Source organism: Kitasatospora sp. NPDC058406, from assembly GCF_042722765.1.
GTDB lineage: Bacteria > Actinomycetota > Actinomycetes > Streptomycetales > Streptomycetaceae > Kitasatospora.
The window spans coordinates 18,947-35,692 of sequence record NZ_JBHXKE010000081.1; the positions used below are offsets into that span (position 1 = coordinate 18,947).

11 protein-coding genes are annotated in these 16,746 nt (G+C 71.8%); 2 read left to right on the forward strand and 9 right to left on the reverse strand.

All coding sequences use genetic code 11. The features are described 5' to 3' along the window. Window positions 1–136: 136 nt before the first annotated feature. The 9 genes from ACFWOG_RS17955 to ACFWOG_RS17995 all read right to left on the reverse strand — a co-directional run bounded on the left by ACFWOG_RS17955 (window position 137) and on the right by ACFWOG_RS17995 (window position 13,826). Window positions 137–478: a CU044_2847 family protein gene (locus ACFWOG_RS17955; RefSeq protein ID WP_380359539.1), complete on the reverse strand. Its 342-nt coding sequence runs from the start codon at window positions 476–478 to the stop codon at window positions 137–139. Beyond that, window positions 475–1,848: an ABC transporter substrate-binding protein gene (locus tag ACFWOG_RS17960; protein WP_380359541.1), complete on the reverse strand. Its 1,374-nt coding sequence runs from the start codon at window positions 1,846–1,848 to the stop codon at window positions 475–477. Before ACFWOG_RS17960 ends, ACFWOG_RS17955 begins: the two co-directional genes overlap by 4 nt. After that, entirely contained in the window at window positions 1,848–2,987 is a 1,140-nt protein-coding gene (locus tag ACFWOG_RS17965; RefSeq protein ID WP_380359543.1) for a hypothetical protein, read from the reverse strand. The genes ACFWOG_RS17960 and ACFWOG_RS17965 overlap by 1 nt, the downstream gene beginning before the upstream one ends. Beyond that, entirely contained in the window at window positions 2,984–4,474 is a 1,491-nt protein-coding gene (locus tag ACFWOG_RS17970) for a VWA domain-containing protein (protein WP_380359544.1), read from the reverse strand. Before ACFWOG_RS17970 ends, ACFWOG_RS17965 begins: the two co-directional genes overlap by 4 nt. A 54-nt stretch (window positions 4,475–4,528) precedes the next feature. After that, on the reverse strand, window positions 4,529–6,679 hold the full coding sequence (locus ACFWOG_RS17975; RefSeq protein ID WP_380359546.1) for a tetratricopeptide repeat protein: 2,151 nt from the start codon (window positions 6,677–6,679) through the stop codon (window positions 4,529–4,531). A gap of 155 nt (window positions 6,680–6,834) precedes the next feature. Continuing rightward, the gene (locus tag ACFWOG_RS17980) at window positions 6,835–8,559 is read right to left on the reverse strand and encodes a trypsin-like peptidase domain-containing protein (RefSeq protein ID WP_380359548.1); all 1,725 of its coding nucleotides are present in this window, start codon (window positions 8,557–8,559) and stop codon (window positions 6,835–6,837) included. Window positions 8,560–8,935: 376 nt separating this feature from the next. After that, complete coding sequence (locus tag ACFWOG_RS17985; protein WP_380359550.1) at window positions 8,936–10,081, reverse strand: hypothetical protein; 1,146 nt, start codon at window positions 10,079–10,081, stop codon at window positions 8,936–8,938. A 16-nt stretch (window positions 10,082–10,097) separates the two neighbouring features. After that, the gene (locus ACFWOG_RS17990; protein ID WP_380359552.1) at window positions 10,098–12,761 is read right to left on the reverse strand and encodes a hypothetical protein; all 2,664 of its coding nucleotides are present in this window, start codon (window positions 12,759–12,761) and stop codon (window positions 10,098–10,100) included. Between the two features lie 444 nt (window positions 12,762–13,205). Beyond that, window positions 13,206–13,826, reverse strand: coding sequence for a CGNR zinc finger domain-containing protein (locus tag ACFWOG_RS17995; protein WP_380359554.1), 621 nt, complete (start codon window positions 13,824–13,826; stop codon window positions 13,206–13,208). A gap of 131 nt (window positions 13,827–13,957) precedes the next feature. Between ACFWOG_RS17995 and ACFWOG_RS18000 the strand changes: the two genes are divergently transcribed. Beyond that, window positions 13,958–15,025 carry an alcohol dehydrogenase catalytic domain-containing protein gene (locus ACFWOG_RS18000; RefSeq protein WP_380359555.1) on the forward strand — a complete coding sequence of 356 codons (1,068 nt, stop codon included), beginning with the start codon at window positions 13,958–13,960 and terminating at the stop codon, window positions 15,023–15,025. Window positions 15,026–15,053: 28 nt separating this feature from the next. Continuing rightward, the gene (locus ACFWOG_RS18005; protein WP_380359557.1) at window positions 15,054–16,037 is read left to right on the forward strand and encodes an alpha/beta hydrolase; all 984 of its coding nucleotides are present in this window, start codon (window positions 15,054–15,056) and stop codon (window positions 16,035–16,037) included. The last annotated feature ends 709 nt before the right edge of the window (window positions 16,038–16,746 follow it).

A 16,746-nucleotide genomic window follows, 5' to 3' on the forward strand; every position in this document is an offset into this window, starting at 1 on the left:
CGCGAGCGGGCGTGGCCGGGGCAGGGCTCGTCGTGGAGACCGCCGGCCGCCTGCTCGGACGCGTCCCGCCGTGGCCGCGCGCTGCCTGGTGCGAGTCGCGGGGCCGGGGCCTGCGGCTCGCACCGGGCAGCTGCGGTCACTCCTCCTCGTCGGCCTCGGCGGCGGGTTCCTCGGGGGACCAGCGGAGCGTCACGTTGAAGTGGACGCCGGCGGTGCCGCCCGCCAGGATCACGCCGACGCTGCCGTCCAGCTTGACGCCGAACCCGACCTCGATCTCGTCGGGCCGGCGTGGCAGGGCACGGAACGCTTCGATCACGTCGGATGCCGTGTTGACCACGGTGTGCAGCGAGTCCCGCACCGTGGCGCCCGCTCGCTCCAGAGTTCCCCGGCCGGCAGGCGCGACGCCTGTGCCGGTGTCCTCGCTCTCGACCACCAGCGTCCCGCCGGACGCGAGGGCGAATTCGGTACGTGTTGTCACTTGGCCTCCTGGCCCGGGGATGAGTGTGCGCAGACGGAGCTCTGCGTCGACTGCGGATAGGCGTCGGCCCGGACCTTGTCCAGCCCGGCGAGGATCGTCGGCAGTCGGGTCGGGTCGTTCAGATAGTCGAGCACCGCGCGGTTGAACGCGGCCGCCATGCTGCTGGGCATGCTGTCCGAGGCGTCGAAGCAGAGGATGGCGGACGAGGTCAGCAACTCGTCGATCCGGCGGGCGACGCTGCCGGTGGCGTGACCGGACGCCAGCCGCGTGGCGACGGCGCGGTTGGCGGAGAAAGCCGACTCCGGCTGCAGGCCCGGCCAGATCTGCTGGGCCTGCGGGCTCGCGAGGAAGGCCATGAACCGCTCCGCCTCGGGCGAGTCGTGGAACATCGCGACGAGATCTCCCGACACCTCGTACGCCGGCGTCGGCGTCGGCCGGAACTCGGGGAACGGGACGAAGTCGTAGTCCTTTCCCGGGAGGGGTTTGGTCACTGCGGTGGGGTCCGGGGTGACGGGCGCGCCGTGCTCGAAGTAGCAGCCGGGCGATGCGGTGAAGAGCGGATAGGCCCCCTCGCCGTAGCCGGTCAGGAGCGCGGTCAGCGGGCCGCCGTGGATCGAGCCCTGTGCGGTGAAGATCTGGCCCCATGCCTGCCAGGCCTCTCTGACCTGCGGCGATGTCCAGTCGAGATTGCCGTCGACCCAGTCCGTGTAGAGGTCGGCACCCGACTGGTGCAGCAGGATGTCCTCGATCCAGTCGGTGCCCGGCCACCCCGAGTTGGGCGGGTCGGCCAGGGCCAGGCACCAGGGCGTGTCGCCCCGCTGGACCATCGACCGGCCGACGCCCACCAAGCCGGCCCAGCTGTCGGGCGGCTGGGTGGCGAGCCGCTGGGGTGCGTACCAGATGAGGCTCTTGACGGAGGCTTTGACCATGACCGCGTACGGATCGCCGTTCACGGCCTCCCCGGCGCGGGACCACGGGGGGCCGTAGTCGGACCTCAGCAGATCGACGAGTCCGCTGCCGAGTGCCCTGTCCTGGAAGCGGTCCAGCCGGACCAGGTCGCCCTGCTGCGCGTAGGAGCGCAGCGCCCCGGGGTTCGCCATGACAGCCAGGTCCGGTGCCTCGCGCTTCTGTACGGCGGCCCGCAGTACCTGGTCGAGCGCCCGGGTGGGGGAGGCGTGGACGGTGATGCCGGTCTCGGCCTTGAAGGCCGTGAGTACTGCTTGGAAGGAGTTCCGCTCGGCCTCGGCGGTCCAGGGTGTCATGATGACCAGGACGCGCCGGCCGGACGAGCCTCCGAGGCAGGCGGCCGACGCCGCCAGCAGGGTGAGGACCAGAAGGAGCCGGAGAGCTGCCTGTCGCCTCTGCCGCATCACTGGCCTCCGAACCGGTACTCGTCGATGCGCGGATTCAGCGCGAGAGCGGCCGCCGTGGCTGCGACGGAGGTCAGCAGCGCGAGAAGTGCCAGGAGGACGGAGGAGTAGGCCTCCGCGTCGGTGGCACCACTGGTGAACGCGGCCTCGGCCTCGGCCTGGTGGTGACCTGTCCGCTCCGGCTCGGCGGTCGCGGGTCCGGACGCCTGCGGTGCCAGGTGGGTCCCGCAGGACCCGGCGGCCGGGCACGCCTGCGTGACGATGGCGTACAGGTCCCCGTCGGCCTCGGCGGCGGACCGGCTCGCCTGCTCCTGTGCCAGGGTGACGGCTCGGACGAACGGACCGTCCAGGGCCGAGCGCAGGCGTCCGTCCGAGACGTGGAGCGACAGACCGCACAACAGGGCCGTCGCGGTGAGGGCGAGCACGGCAGTCGTCAACCGGATGCTCAACCGACGCCGGAACCGACGGCGCAGCACCGACTGTGTCCGCGCGAAGAGCGCCAGCACCAGCGCGAACGGCACCAGGAACAGCAGATCTGCGGTGCGCGCCAGCCACACCGAACCGCGCCGGTCGGCCAGCGCGGCGTTCTCCTCCGTCCGCAGCCGGTTCAGCGTGTTCGAGACCTCCCGGTACTGCAGGGTCGCGTACCACAGGGCCGGCACGGCGCGGGTGAGCTCACCGGTCTGCCGGTAGTCGGCGGCGGCCTGTTCGAGCTCGGCATTGTAGTTGACGACGAGCCCCTCGACGAGTTGCAGATCGCTGGTGACCGTCGCGCCCGCCACGGTGTCCCCGGCCAGTTCCGCCAGGTTCTGGTTGATCGCGGCGATGTCGTTCCGGTACTGCTCGCCGAGTCCGCCGAGGACCACGGTGCCCTGCCGGAAGCCGTGCACCGCCGCGCGTTGGGCATCCGCGAGCGCGCCGTACGCGGCCTCGGCCCGGAGTACCGCAGGGGCGGCCCGCCCGCCGACGGCGTCGGTTCCGCCGTGTGCCTGGCTGGACACCACCAGGCACAGCGCCCCGGTCAGCAGGCTGCCCGCCACCAGCGCCCCGCGGAGCCGGCGCAGGGTGCGCGCGGTCGTGGAGGGCGTCGCCGGTTCGTCCGCCACCGGTTCGGGCGCCACCGCGGGCGGGGCCGTCATCCGCCCGTCACCGGTGAGCTGCCGGTGAATTCGTAGTCGCAGTCGAGGTTCTCGCAGTACCGTGCGCCGGCCACCGCGACCCGGCCGCACCTCGGGCAGTCGGGCCCCGGGGCCGACGGGAACCCGGGCGCCGGATCGGCCCGCGTCGTCGGGGTGCGCGAGAGGCCGTACGAGGTGCTGGTGGCCGTGCCCATCATGGCCTGCAGGACGTAGTCCGGATCAAGCTCCGGTAGCAGGCTGACCATGCCGCGAACGGCATCCTCGACCCGGACGACCTTGCCCAGCCGCCGGAGCGCGTCCTCGTTGCGCAGCTCGGTGGCGAGCGCCACGGCCCGGCCCCAGGCATCGCGCGCCCCGTGGCGGTCCCCCTGGCGGAACAGCGCCCCGCCGCGCCATCTGAGGTCGTACAGCTCCTTCTCCCGCTCGTGGCGGCGCCGATCGGCGCCGAGGACGGTCTCCGGGGCCGGCTGGTCGAGCCAGCGCGCGCTGATCACCTCCACCGGGCTGACGGGTGTGGCCAGTTCGGTGCCGATCGATCCGGTGACCACTTCGATGGAAGCCAGGGTCTCCGCCTCGGCGCCGACCGTCCGGTCGCCGGTCACGGCGAAGGTCGCGACATACCGGCGTGCCTCGCTGCTCCAGGGGCCGGTCGGGTAGTCGGCCGCCGCCGTTCCGGCCAGCGGCAGGCGGTGGCCGACCAGGTCGGCCAGCACCGGGTGGGCCTGTTCGAGGACGGACACCGACACTCCCGGTGCGCAGCGCACGCGCAGGGCCAGGTCGGACAGCGTGCGGCCCATGGCGACGCGGATCAGCGCGCGGAAGTCGGGCGCCAGGTCGGCCAGGTCGGGCACCGCGTCCGCGGTGCCCTGGAGCTCCTCGGCGATCCGTCGCAGTTCGGCGGGCTCCCAGTCCGCGCCGATACCGCGGGCGTCGCAGGTGAACACGGAACGGCAGTCGGCGAGCACGGTCTCCATCGACCGCGCCGACCGGTCCTGGTGCTCGTTGCGTCCGTCGGTGAGCAGGAGCGCGTGGCAGATCAGATCGCCGTGCGGCTCGAGCAGTTCACGGGCCTTGTCGAGCCAGGCGCCGATGACCGTGCCCTGGGCGCCGGGGGCGATCCGGTTGACGGCCTGCTTCGCCTCCGCGCGGGTGACGGCGTTCGCCGGGGCGAGGAAGGACTCCCGAGGGTAGATCATGGTTGCCTGGTGGGTGCCGGCGACCACCGCGAAGCGGGTTCCCTCGCGCAGGGTGTCGATGGCGGCGCAACTCGCCTCCTTGGCACGTTGGAGTTTGGTGCGCGGATCGCTCATCGACCCCGATTGGTCCAGCAGGATGACCTCGGCGAACTGCGCATCGGTCGGCGGGCTCGCCCGCCGGTCGGCTGCGGTGCTCGCGACCACGCTGAGGTAGACGTGCACCTCACGTTCGTCCAGGGAACGGTACTTGTCGAAGTTGGCCTCCAGGGTGACTCTCGGTGCTTCGGCCATGTGCCAATTCCTCTTCTGTAGGGGAAGATTGACGATCCGTCCAGGACTGCTGGTTCACTGCGTGGTGACCGGCCTCACGGCGTTGGCCAGATCGACGAGAACGGTGTGGCGGTTCGCGTCCGGTGCCCCGTGGGCGAACGCCCGATATTCCTTCTCCAGGTCCGACCGGAGCTCGTGCTCCGTGACGTCGTCGTCGGAGGGGGTCCGGCCCGGTCGCGGGGTGCGCCGGCGGTCGAGCCTGGCCTCCAGGATCAGGGTGGCCAGCCGGCGCCGCTCGGGTTCGTCCAGCGGCAGTGTGGCCAGCACCTGTTCGGCCTCGGCGAGGTCCGTTCGGTCGGGCAGGCCCCCGGGGCCCGCGCCGAGCCGCCCTGTGTGAATCCGCAGCGCGGCGATCCGCGCCGCCCGATGGTGCGGTGAGGTGTCGGGTATCTGCCTCAACGCCGAGACGGCACCGGCCCGGTCGCCGCGCCGGAGCCTCGTCCGGGCGTGGCCGAAGGCGGCGCTCTCGTGCCAGCTGTCGGTCCGCCACACCGCCAGGTAGGCCGCCGATGCGGCGTCGAGCTCCTCCTCGGTCGCCGCTCGGTACTCGGCGCACAGTGCCAGTGCGAGCTGCGGCGCGAGCTCGCCCGGCAGCATCTGGTGGCAGGAGGTGAACATCTTCTCCGCGCCGCCGAACTGCTGCTCGGCCAGGGCTGTCAGCCCCTCGTGCCAGTTGAGCCGCCACCCGGGCCGCAACAGGCCCCTCGCCCGGTCCAGCGCGGCGCGCGCCGCCCCGATGTCGTCGAGCCGCAGGTGGAGTCGGCAGCGCAGCAACTCGACCTCGGGCGAGGAAGCACGGGCGGAGGCCGGGACGGGATCGGCGTAGGAGGCGAGTTGGGAGAGGGCGACCGCCGGATCGGTGCTGACCGACGCCCGGAGGAAGCCGGCGGCGGAGTCGCGGGCGTCGACCAGCGGCTCGGGCAGCCCGGCCGCCGCCATGACCGGGGTGGGCGGCGCGGTGGCGAGCGGGCGGCAGCTGCCCTCGACCGCCGCCCGCAGCGCCGCGGTGCTCGTCCACCGGTCGAGCGGCGGCACCGTCCCGAGCCCGGGGTCGATCAGCGTGGTGGAGCGGGCGAAGAGCAGTGACGGCGCAGTGTACTGGGTACTGTCCCGGTGGGACACCAACTCGCGCAGCACACCGCTCAGTTGGCCCGCCAGATCGGCTGCCGAGGCGAAGCGCAGCTGCGGATCGTGATGGGTGGCGCGGCTGATGAGCCGGCGCAGCGAGGTGAAGCGGGCACTGTCCGGGTCGGCGGTGTACCACCGGAAGAGCGACTCCAGGGTCCTGCCCACCGTGTGGAGGTCGGTGGCGACGGTGGGCCCGGTGACCATCAGCTCCGGGGCCATGTACTCCTCCGAGTACGCTCCGCTGCCCACTGCCCCGGCCTCGCGCACCGCGCCGAGGTCGATCAGCTTGATCCGGGAGCCGTACACCATCAGGTTGCTCGGCTTCAGGTCGCAGAACAGGTACCGGCTGTCGTGGAGGTACTGGAACGCCCGGAGCACGCGCAGGACGTAGCCGATGACCTGCTCGGTCTCCAGCCGGCCGAACAGCTCCGGGCGCTCCAGGGAGTAGCCGGGTACGTACTCCATCACGAGGTAGCCGTGGTAGCCGTGCTGGGACCCGCCTGCCGGCTCGTGTGTCACGAAGTCGTAGATGTCGACGATGTCGTCGTGTCTGAGCTCGATCAGGAACCGCTTCTCCTCGGCGGCCTCCTCGACCCGCGCGGGGTCCGCCGCGTCGATCAGGCCTTTGAGCGCCACCGGACGGTTGTTCAGGCGCTCGTCGTGGGCGAGGTAGACCCAGCCGAAGCCCCCGTGCCCGATGCAGCCCTCGACCCGGTAGCGGTCCGACAGCAGGTCGCCCCGGCTGAGTCTCGGCACGAACGAGTAGGCCGTCCCGTCGTACGGGCAGCGCCCCTCCAACAGGCTCGGCTGGCCGTCGAGACCCGTGCCCACGGGGCGGCGGCAGGCGGGATCGGGGCAGAGCCTGCGCTCCTCCGGGATTCGCGGAGCGGCTCTGACCGCGCGGTTCGGCTCCGGTCCGGCGATCGTCGGCAGTGTGACGAGGCCCAGTCCCCACCAGGGGTCGTCGCCGAACGGGCGCGGCGGCTGTACGGGCTCTGCGGGGCGCGCGGACGGCACCGTGCCGCGGTTGGTGCTCACCGCAACCGACCGCCCCGGGGCCCGCTCCCCGGTGCCGCTTGCGGCCGGCAGCCGACCACCGCCCGTCGGCGCGGCCACCGGCGGCGGAAGCAGGCAGCGCCGGCAGTAGGTGGTCGCGTCGAGTTCGCCACCACAGCCAGGACGGCTGCACCGGTTCATGCCTGCCTCCCGTCGATCTCGCGCCGAACGGCCCGGTGGTACTCCTCGACCCGGAGCTCGGCGAGCGGCAGGTCGCATCCACCGCTGTAGAGCAGCCGCCGGGCCGCCTCGTACGAGTCGCCCAGTTCCTCGATCAGGCCGCGCGCCGCGGCCTCCGAACGGTAGGCGTCCAGCCGCCCCCGGGCCCGGTTCCGCCGGGCGAGCAGGGCCGTGCACTCGGCGTTCAATCGCCGGGCCCGCACCAGCGACCGGGCGGCTGCCTCCTCGCAGGAGCCGAGTTCCCCCAGCAGCCATCCCCGGAGGGTGGACCCGGCGGCGGCCGGGCCGGTGTCCCGCAGCACCCGCAGACGGACCGCGAGCGCGGCCGCGCCGGCGACCTGTGGCGGCGGTGCGCCGAGGATCCGCGGCGCGACGTAGTCACGGCACGCCCGGGCGTCGCGCTCGGCCGCGTCGACCTCCTCGACCAACCGGCCGAGCCGCCCGAGTCGGTCGCCGAGCTCTGTCTCTCCGCCGTGCCGACCGCTCGGCGAGACGGCCGCGGCGGGCTGCCCGAGGCTCGCCGCGACCGCACTGCGGACATAGCGCGGAGGGTCGCCGTGGTAGGCGAGCAGCAGGCGCACGCCGATGCTCGACGCCCGCGCGGCGATCGGTTCCAGCAGCCGGTAGTACAGCTCTCCGGGGTCGGCCGCCAGGTCGACCGCGTTGACCACGACAACTATCGGTGAGCCCAACTCCTCCAACTGGTGGGCGAGGTCATCGGTGACACGGTCGGTCAGCAGACTCAGACTCTTCGCGAGCTGCTGGGCGACCTGCTCCGTCGTCCGCCCGGTCGCGTCGACGGCGGCGTCCACCTCGCCCAGCTGCGGGACGGTGCCGGGCGGGGCGCCGCTCACGGTTTCGTCGGGGGCCGCCCGACGGTAGCCCGGCACCGTCAGGCCCACCAGCCGGGACGTCAGCGCGACCGCGCCGCCACCGCCGATCGCACAGACCCCGCCCGGCCCGTCGGACGCCAGCCAGCCGACCAGGTGCCGGGTCAGTGCGAGCTGCACCGGGTCGTCCAGGACCTCCGGGACCTGCGGCGACGGCCAGTCGCCCGGCAGCACCTGCGAGGTCCGGCTCGTCAGGTGCCCGTCGAGCACCGCGCTCGCGTACCTGTACAGCGTCCGGACCGCGATCATCCAGCTGCTCTCGGCGAGCGGTGCCCGGACGACCGCGATCACGCCGAGGATCTGACCGTCCGCGGCGAGTGCCGCCGCACCGCTGAACCCACGGTCGACGCGCTGCTCCAGTACCGCGTCGAGCTGGACCCGCTCCCCGGTGAAGTCGTACGAGGTGATCCTCGCATTGACCAGTTGGCCGTTGTCGGTACCCGCCGGGAAGCCGAAGATTCGCACGATCTCGTCGTGCTGCCAGGTCCGCCGGATCCTCGCGCGCGGCGCGCCCGGCACCACGGACCGCAGGGCGAGGATCGCCACATCCCCGCGCTGGTCCGGTAACGGCGGCTGCCAGCAGCTCTCGACAACGGTCGCCGGATAGGCGTCGTCGGGACGTCCGGCGATCCGGACCCGGACCTCGCGATCGGCTTCACGCCCGGCGTCGATGGCCTCCTCGACCACATGCGCACACGTCAGCACGTACTCGCCGTCGAGCATCGTCCCGGCACCGTGCACGCGCCCCTGGGTGTCCTCGATGCGCGCCAGCCAAGGATCCTCCCGCCCCATGGCGAAAACGCTACGCCAGAAAGGATCTGACAGGTAGTCATCTCACATGATCGGATCAGGTTGTGAACACCGATCCCGGGCGGAAGGCTGCTGCCGGCCAGGGTCGTCGAGTGCCGAAACGCGTGAGACCCGGATGCCCGATCGGGATCGGGTGCCGTACGGCTCGCAGCTGCCCTCGCCGACGTTCGCGCAGTGGCATCACATCGGCTCAAGCACCGCCGCGCGGCCGAGGGCCGGCGCCGGGGAGCCGAGGACCGCGATCACCACGTCCGCCGGAGGCGATGCCGCCGGTCGAGGCGGACGGTGGACGTCCCGGCTGCACGGGAGGGCGGGCCAGGCCACCACCCGGCCGGGGCGCGGAGGCGCGGGGCCGGTCTCAGCCGGGGCGGCGACGGGTGAACTCCGCGATCTGGCTGCGTCGCAGGGCGTCGAACTTGAGGTCCTCGCGGCCGGGGTCGGGGAGGACGGCGTTCGGCCAGACCAGCGCCAGCTCGTAGCCGAAGTCGGCGAGCCAGTCGAGACGTTCGGTGAGGACGGAGTACGGCGCCTGACTCTTCCGGGACTGCTGGAGAACCGGCCAGAGGTTCTGGGTGCGGCGCATCGGCCCGATCTGTTCGAGGACGACCCGGTCGCCGCGGGCGGCGGCGTCCCGCTGAATGGCGTCCAGCTCATCGCTGGTGATGCAGCCGAACTCGCCGAGGAACGGACGTGGGCCGCTCAGACCGGAGAGGACCGGCAGGGCGTCCAGCCCCGGGAAGGAGGCGTAGTAGTGGAACTGCGGGCGGCTCACCTTGACGCTGCTGAACACATCGGTGATGTCCCGGTAGTAGCGGTGCCCGACGGTGGACGGCAGGCCGGCCGCCTCCACGGCGGCGACGCAGTCCTTCATGAGTGCGGTGAGTGCGTCCTGCCGGACGGCCGGGCCGAAGAGGTCCCCCGTGAGCGGGCTGACGCACCAGTAGGGCTCGTTGACGACATCCACGGCGTGGATGACCTTGCGGTGCTTCGCGATCGCCGCGACCAGCGGTTTGATCGTGCCGTTGACGAACGTCGCCCGGTAGTTCGGGTCCTCGGCGACGGCCCGCCGGCCGCGGCCGTAGTTGAGGTCGGTGGGGGTGGGTGCCCCGGGGCCGAAATGCTGCAGTGACCGGGCCTCCGGACCGTCGAAGAAGCTGTAGTCGAGGAGGACCGGCACCATCCGCATGCCGGCCTTCTCGAACTTCACCAGAAGCTCCTCCACGTCGTCGAGGAACTTCTGGTGAATCCGTTGCGGCGGTTCGAACCGCCAGCGGTTGGCCTCGCGGAGGGCGGTGACGCAGGAGACGGTGCCGTCGTAGTTGACGCCGTGTGCCAGCAGCCACATCCGTACCACGGTGACGCCGAGGCCGCGCAGCGTGGCCAGGTTCCGGTCCAGGTCGGAGCCGGCCCCCTGCCACGGATGCGGCTTGCCCCTCTCGTGGATGTTGGGCCCGACGGTGATCGGGTCATTGCGCATCCAGGGGTAGTTGACCCCGACTTCCATGACGGCCTCCGTCCGCTCAACTCATCTGCGGGAGATTGGTGTTGAGTTGGATGTCGGTTCCGGAGGAGGGGGTGTACTCGTTCCACTCGGCGATCAGCTCGCCCTTCTCCCCTGGCTGTACGACGGGAAACGGCGTGCCGGTGCCGTCGTGCCGGTGTCGCAGCCGGTCGACCGTGAGCCGGCCAGGGTCGGGAACCGCCACGACCGTACAGCTCTCCTGGAGGTCGCGGTGGCGGGTGGAGTCGATCACGACGAGCGCGCCGGGGGTGAAGCCCCGGCTGGAGGCGACCGGGATGGTCACCGGCAGTCCGGGATTGACCGGATTGGGCCCGACGACGGCCGCGCACTCGGTGCTCACGGTGTCCTCGATCCGCACGGCGCCACGGCCCGGGTTGGCCGGCGGGATGCCGGGGTAGTAGCGGTCGTCGTAGGCGGCGATCTCCTGGGCGATGGTCAGGTACGGGTGGTCGGACGGAATGTCGGCGTCCTTGAAGCCGCCCTCGCAGAATCGCACCCAGGCGTCCTCCCAGCCCTTGCGGATGGTCAGCACGATGCGCGCGCCGCCGGCCCGCAGGAAGGCCTGCCGGGTGGGGTCGGGGTGGCGGATGTTGCGGATGAAGTTCCAGGAGTCGGGGGCGTCCCAGAAGTAGGAGTAGAGGAAGGTCACCACGTTCTCCCACTCCACGGCCTGGTTGACGAACCGGACGAGGTCCTCGTGGCGCTTCAGCTTGGCCCAGGCGCCGTCCGGAGGGTTGAGCGCGCCCGGTTCGAAACCGGCGCCGTGCGCGGTGTCCACGCCCGCCGAGCGGAGTGCCTGCACCGCGCCGGGAGCCATGAACTCGTACTCGGTGCCCAGGAGATGGCGGAGTACGCACTTCATGATCTCGTCGCTCTCCTCACGCCGCAGGGTGAGGGTGTCGACCCCGGCGAGGCGGTCCTCCAGGGCGGCGATCCGGTTGGCGATGTCCTGCTGCTCGGCGAGGTACCTGGTCTGCGCGGCGTCGTGCAGCATGGTCCACACCTGCGACTGCCAGCGCGAGAACAACTCGGGCGTCCGGGCGGTGGTGATCTTCAGGCCCACCCAGGCGGGCCCGACGTCATGGAGGAAGATCAGCACGTTCTGCTCGCCGGTGCGGCCCTTGAAGGCGTTGTACGGCGGGTCGCTGAGCACTACGGCATCGTGCAGTGGCACGCCGGAGTCCTTCTCGAAGCCACTGCCCTCCACGCCGTAGTGCATCCGCGGGTTGTCGTCGAGCATGCCGAGGTGGAACTCGGCCGTCACGGCGGAGACGGCGTAGCCGTCCTCGATGCGAAAGCGCATCGGGTAGAAGTGCCAGCCGCCACCGGCCGGCACGGTGTCGTTGGGGAATACCTCCTTGGTGGCCTCGGGCGGATCGGGCACCTGCACGCCGTACAGATCGCCGAGGTAGCGGTAGTGCTTGCGATTCGGCGGAAGTCCGGGCGCCTGGTCCGCCGGGCGCACGTCGTCGGTGATGTCGTCGTGCGGGAGGGCGAAGACGAAGGGGCCGAGGGCGGCCCGCAGCGCGGCCAGCTCGACGTAGTCCTTGCGGATCGCGGCAGAGGGCTCCGGGACCACGATGTCGTAGGCCGCCCGCAGGCCGTACCGGTAGAGCCGGACCCGCCAGGTGCGCAGCAGGCTGAAGTAGTCGATCCGGACGGCCTGCGTCTGGCTCGGGTTCTTCAGCGTCCGGGTGGTGGTCTCCTCGGTGCCGGTGACGGTCAGCGTGGAGATGGTGACCTTGTGCTCCTGCTTGGCCCGCGAGGACGCCTTCTGGGTCAGCCCGGAGGCGTGCTTGCGGCTCTCCGACGCGGAGGTGGAGGAGCTGTCCTGGGCGGTGAACCCGGACGAGGCCGAGCCGTTGATCACAGGAATGCCGCCGGACACGGTACCGGTGATGTTGAACTGGTTGGAGTGTTGCTGCTGGCTGGCGGTGGACTGGGAGAGCTCGGTGTTGTCGGTGACTCCCGTCTCGCTGTAGCTCTCCAGCGAGTCCGTCACGATGGAGGTGAACTCCCGGGAGGTGACCGACCACTCCTTGTGGGTGACGGCCGTCTCCTCCAGCGGGGCCAGCGGGACGGTGGCGATCAGCTCACCGCGCTGGATGCCCGCCGGCGCCATCTCCAGACGCTCCAGGTTGAGCATGCTCAGCCGGCTGGATCGGGTGTTGAACACCAGGTTCTGGACGGCGACGACGGCACGGTCGGCGTGTGCGTCCCCGGCCTGCACGCCGCTCCCGGCGCGGCGCAGTCGTGCGACCGCGAGGCCGAACGCGACGAGTTCGTCGACCGGAACCCCGGCGAACGGCGCCGGGCCCGGGGGTTCCGCCGCGCCCTCCTCGTAGCCGGCGAGAAGTCGGGTGAGCGGCGCTCCGGCCGGGTGGCCGGCGGCCCGCGCGGCGGCCTCCACCTCGCCCGGGCGCAGCGCCAGTTGGTAGGCGAAGCTGTGCTTGAGCAGCGCCTGGCCGCTGGACGGCGGCGTGATGTCCAGCGCCACCAGGGTGGCCTTGGGTATGTGCCGTGCGGCCGGCGCCAGCACGGGCGAGGAGTCTGCCGGGGGAGTCGGGGGAGCGGCGGGGGCCGGGACGACAAGCGCCGCTTCCGGAGCGGCGGACGGCAGGTGGCCGGTGGTCGCGGCGGGCTCGGGTGCGTGATCGGACATGGTCGTCCTCCCGGACGCGTCGATCTGGCGAGCAGTCAGGAATCAGGCATGTCAAGCCTAGGAATCCCGCCCTCACGATGGCCAGACCCGACGTCCACTGTCACCTCAACGAGTGACACCATCACGGCGCGTCGCAGCCCCGGCCCGTCGGCCGGTCCTCCTGTCGGGTGCCGCACGGCAGCGGTGCTCGTCACCCCGCGGTCCGGCTTCCTCCGTGTCTCAACTGCACCGGAAACAAGAGAGGGTCGAGCCGCGGCAGTCGCGAACGATGTCGACAGCAGCCCGAGGTCTACGTGAACCTCCTGATCGCCAGGGTGAGGAACCGGCAGCTCACCATGGAGACCCTCGTCGCCGACGCCGGGGCCGGCACCGCCCCGGCGGGCCCAGCACCCACCTGCCCGGCTCCCTGCGCGTCGTGAACGGCCCCGGTAGGGGCGCGAAGCGCTACCGGGCGCCGTCGGCGGGTGTCTGCAGCCTCGCCCGGTAGGCGCGCTTCTTGACGAGCGCGCCGCAGGTCTTCATCGAGCACCAGCGGCGGGCACCCGCGCGCGAGGTGTCGACGAAGGGGACACCGCAGTCGGGGTTCCCGCAGATGCGGACGCGGGTGCGGTGCTCCGACGCGCAGAGGGCGATCAGATCCCGGGCGACCGTCGAGAGCACCGCCGCGACCGTGTCGCCGTGCCAGCGCACGGTGGTCGCGTCGGGGGCGAGTTCGGGCGTCGAGGGGGGTTCGGCGGCGGCGCGGTTGACGAGCGCGACGTCCTCGGGCGAGGGCGGCGCGGAGTCCGCCAGGGCGAGGCCGGTCCGCTGGATCGCCTCACGCAACCGCCTGGCGCGGCCGAGGTCGGCCTCGGTGCAGGGCGGCGCCGCTGTCGTGCAGTCGCTCTCGACGGCCCAGCGGCTCAAGTCCTCGGGCCGGGCCAGCCGTTCGAAGGGCGCGTCCGTGCCGCGGTCGGCCAGGGTGCCCGCGAAGGCGAAGCACAGTCGCGCATCGTCGAAGCGGAAGTCGGCTTTGGCGCGCTGGCGCCCCTCGCGGCTGCCGTCCTTGTCGTCCCTGTCGTCCATGTCCACCACTTTAAGTGGTTGACACGATTCCGGGCAAGCGGCTAGCTTTCAAGTCCACCACTTAAACCGGTGGACTTTGGGCGGCTGCTCGCCGCTCCCGCCACCCCCCCGCAGCACGAGGAGGCCGCGCCATGCGCGCCGCAGTCATCGAGGAACTCCACAAGCCGCTCGTCATCCGCGACGTGCCGGAACCCGCCTGCCCGCCGGACGGCGCGATCGTGCGCGTCGGGGCGAACGGGATCTGCCGGACCGACTGGGCCCTGTGGGCGGGGGAGTTCTGGACGGGCGGACCGCGTGTCGAGGCCCCGTTCGTCCTCGGCCACGAGTTCGCCGGCACCGTCGTGGAGGTCGGCCGCGAGGTGCGGGGGTGGAAGGAGGGAGACCGCGTCATCTTCCCGATGAACCCCGGCGAGGGCGCGTGCGAGATGTGTCGCAGCGGCAACCAGCACGTCTGCGAGCACGTGGACTCGCTCGTACCGGGGGTCTCCTACTGGGGCGCCTTCGCCGAGTACGTCATGGTCCGCTTCGCCGACGTCAACCTGGTCGAGGTACCGGAGGGCGTCGACTTCGTCGACGTCGCCGCGCTGGCCTGCCGCTACATGACCGCCTTCCACGGCGTCGTCGACCAGGCGCGGGTCCGCGGCGGCGAGTGGGTCGCGGTGTACGGCGCCGGGGGCGGCATGGGACTGTCGACGGTCGAGATCGCCGCGGCGACGGGCGCCAACGTCATCGCGATCGACATCAGGGAAGACAAGCTGGACGCCGCACGCGCACTCGGCGCCGTCCACACCGTCAACGCGGCGACCGACGACCCCGCCGAAGCGGTGAAGACCCTCACCGGCGGCGGTGCGCACGTGTCGGTCGACGCGGTGGGCATCGCCGCCGCCTGCCGCAACTCCGTCCTCTCCCTGCGCACCCGGGGCCGCCACCTCCAGCTCGGTCACACCACCGCTGCGGAACAGGGGGACGTCGCGCTGCCGGTCGACGTCATGATGGTCAAGGAACTGGAGTTCCTGAGTGCCTTCGGCATGCAGGGCCAGCGCTTCGGCACGATGCTGAACATGATCGCCGCCGGCCGCCTCGCCCCCGGCCGCATCGTCTCGCGCACCGTCGGCCTCCACGAGGCGAGCGAGGTCCTGGAGTCCCTGGAGACCTACGGACCCACCGGTGTGGTCGTCATCGACTCGTTCCGCCCCTGAAACGCCTCTCCCGAAAGCAGGAACGACCATGCCCGCATCCCGTCAACTGATGGACCCGGAACTGAGCCTGGCCCTCGACGCGGTCCCCATGACCCCCAACGGCGCGTTCGACCTGACGGACCTCGCCGCAACGCGCGCGGCGTTCCGCGCCCAGGCCGAGGCCGCCGCCGACGCCCAACCCGGCGACCCGTCGGTGACCGTCGAGACGCACCTCGCGAGCCGGACGGACGGCCCCGACGTACCGATCCGCCTTCTGCGCCCCACCGGAGCGCCCGGACCTCTTCCGGTCCTGCTCTGGTTCCACGGCGGCGGACAGGTGCTCGGCTTCGCCGCCCAGGACGACCCGTGGCTCACCCGGCTCGGCGCGAGCGTCGGCTGCGCCGTCGCCGTGGTCGACTACCGGCTCGCCCCCGAGACACCCGCCCCCGGCGCCGCCGAGGACGGCTTCACCGCCTACCAGTGGCTCGGCCGCGAGGCGGACGCCCTGGGCCTGGACGGCGCCCGCATCGGCATCGCGGGCCAGAGCGGCGGCGGAGGCGTCGCGGCGGCCACGACCCTGCTGATCCGCGACCGCGGCGGCGTGACACCCCTGTTCCAGTCACTCACCTATCCCATGCTCGACGACCGCAACCGCACCGCGTCGAGCCACGAGATCACCGACATCGGCATCTGGGACCGCTCGACCAACGTGCTCGCCTGGCAGGCGATCCTGGGCGACCGCGCCGGCACCGACGACGTCTGCCCCTACTCCGCCCCCGCGCGCACCACCGACCTCGGCGCCCTGCCACCCACCTTCATCACCGTCGGCGACCTCGACTGCTTCCGCGACGAGGACCTCGACTACGCGGCCCGCCTGCGGGCCCACGGCGTCCCGGTCGAACTCCACCTCTACCCCGGCGCGTACCACGCCTTCGACCTCATCGCCCCGCACTCCCGACTCGCCACCGCCTTCCACCAGACCTGGTCCAACTACCTCACCCGCCAGTTCCACGCCTCCCCTTCCCTCGTCTGACACCACGCCGCCGCGGTCCGCGGCGCGGTCCGCCGGCCATTTCCGGGGGCACGGGTTCCGTGGGACGCCCGGCCGGTGCCTTCCGGCCGGGCGACCCACCGGTCTCCCCGTGCCGCGGTCCGACGGCCGTGGCACCGGACGCTGGGCCCCGCGCGAGGCGGGCCGAGCGACGCCTCCGGACAGGACGGTGGGCGGAGTAGGGGCACACCCGTGCGGCCTGCGCGGGGCGATTTGTTTCGGGAGCGGAATGGGAGTACGTTCTCCCAGTCGCTCGACAGGGAGCACCGGACACGCATCGGCGCGGACGGTCCCGGGGCGGCCAATCCTTCGGAACACCACTTCCCGGTTCGGCCTGGGTCGTGCCTGCCATGTACAGGCCTGCCTGGGTGGGTATTCGGCGTGCTCGCTTTCGGGGATTGCAGCCGGGTTCGCTTTTCGGAGCGGGGGTCGGCTAGAGTTTGAAACGTCGGACGGGGCGTCAAGCCGCAGAAGGCGCCAGCGAGTTGGACGAAGGAAGCGTCGGAAGCGGAGCGGAAAGCGTCTGATAAGCTGAAAGTACGAAAGCGAGTCAGGTGAGTGAAACTCCGGAAAACGGAGCGGAAAACGTCTGGTAAGCTGGAAACACGAAAGAACGAAGCGCCCGGAGGGCCGGTGTGAAAGCCGCCTGAAGGAAGTGTCCGTTCCTTGAGAACTCAACAGCGTGCCAAAA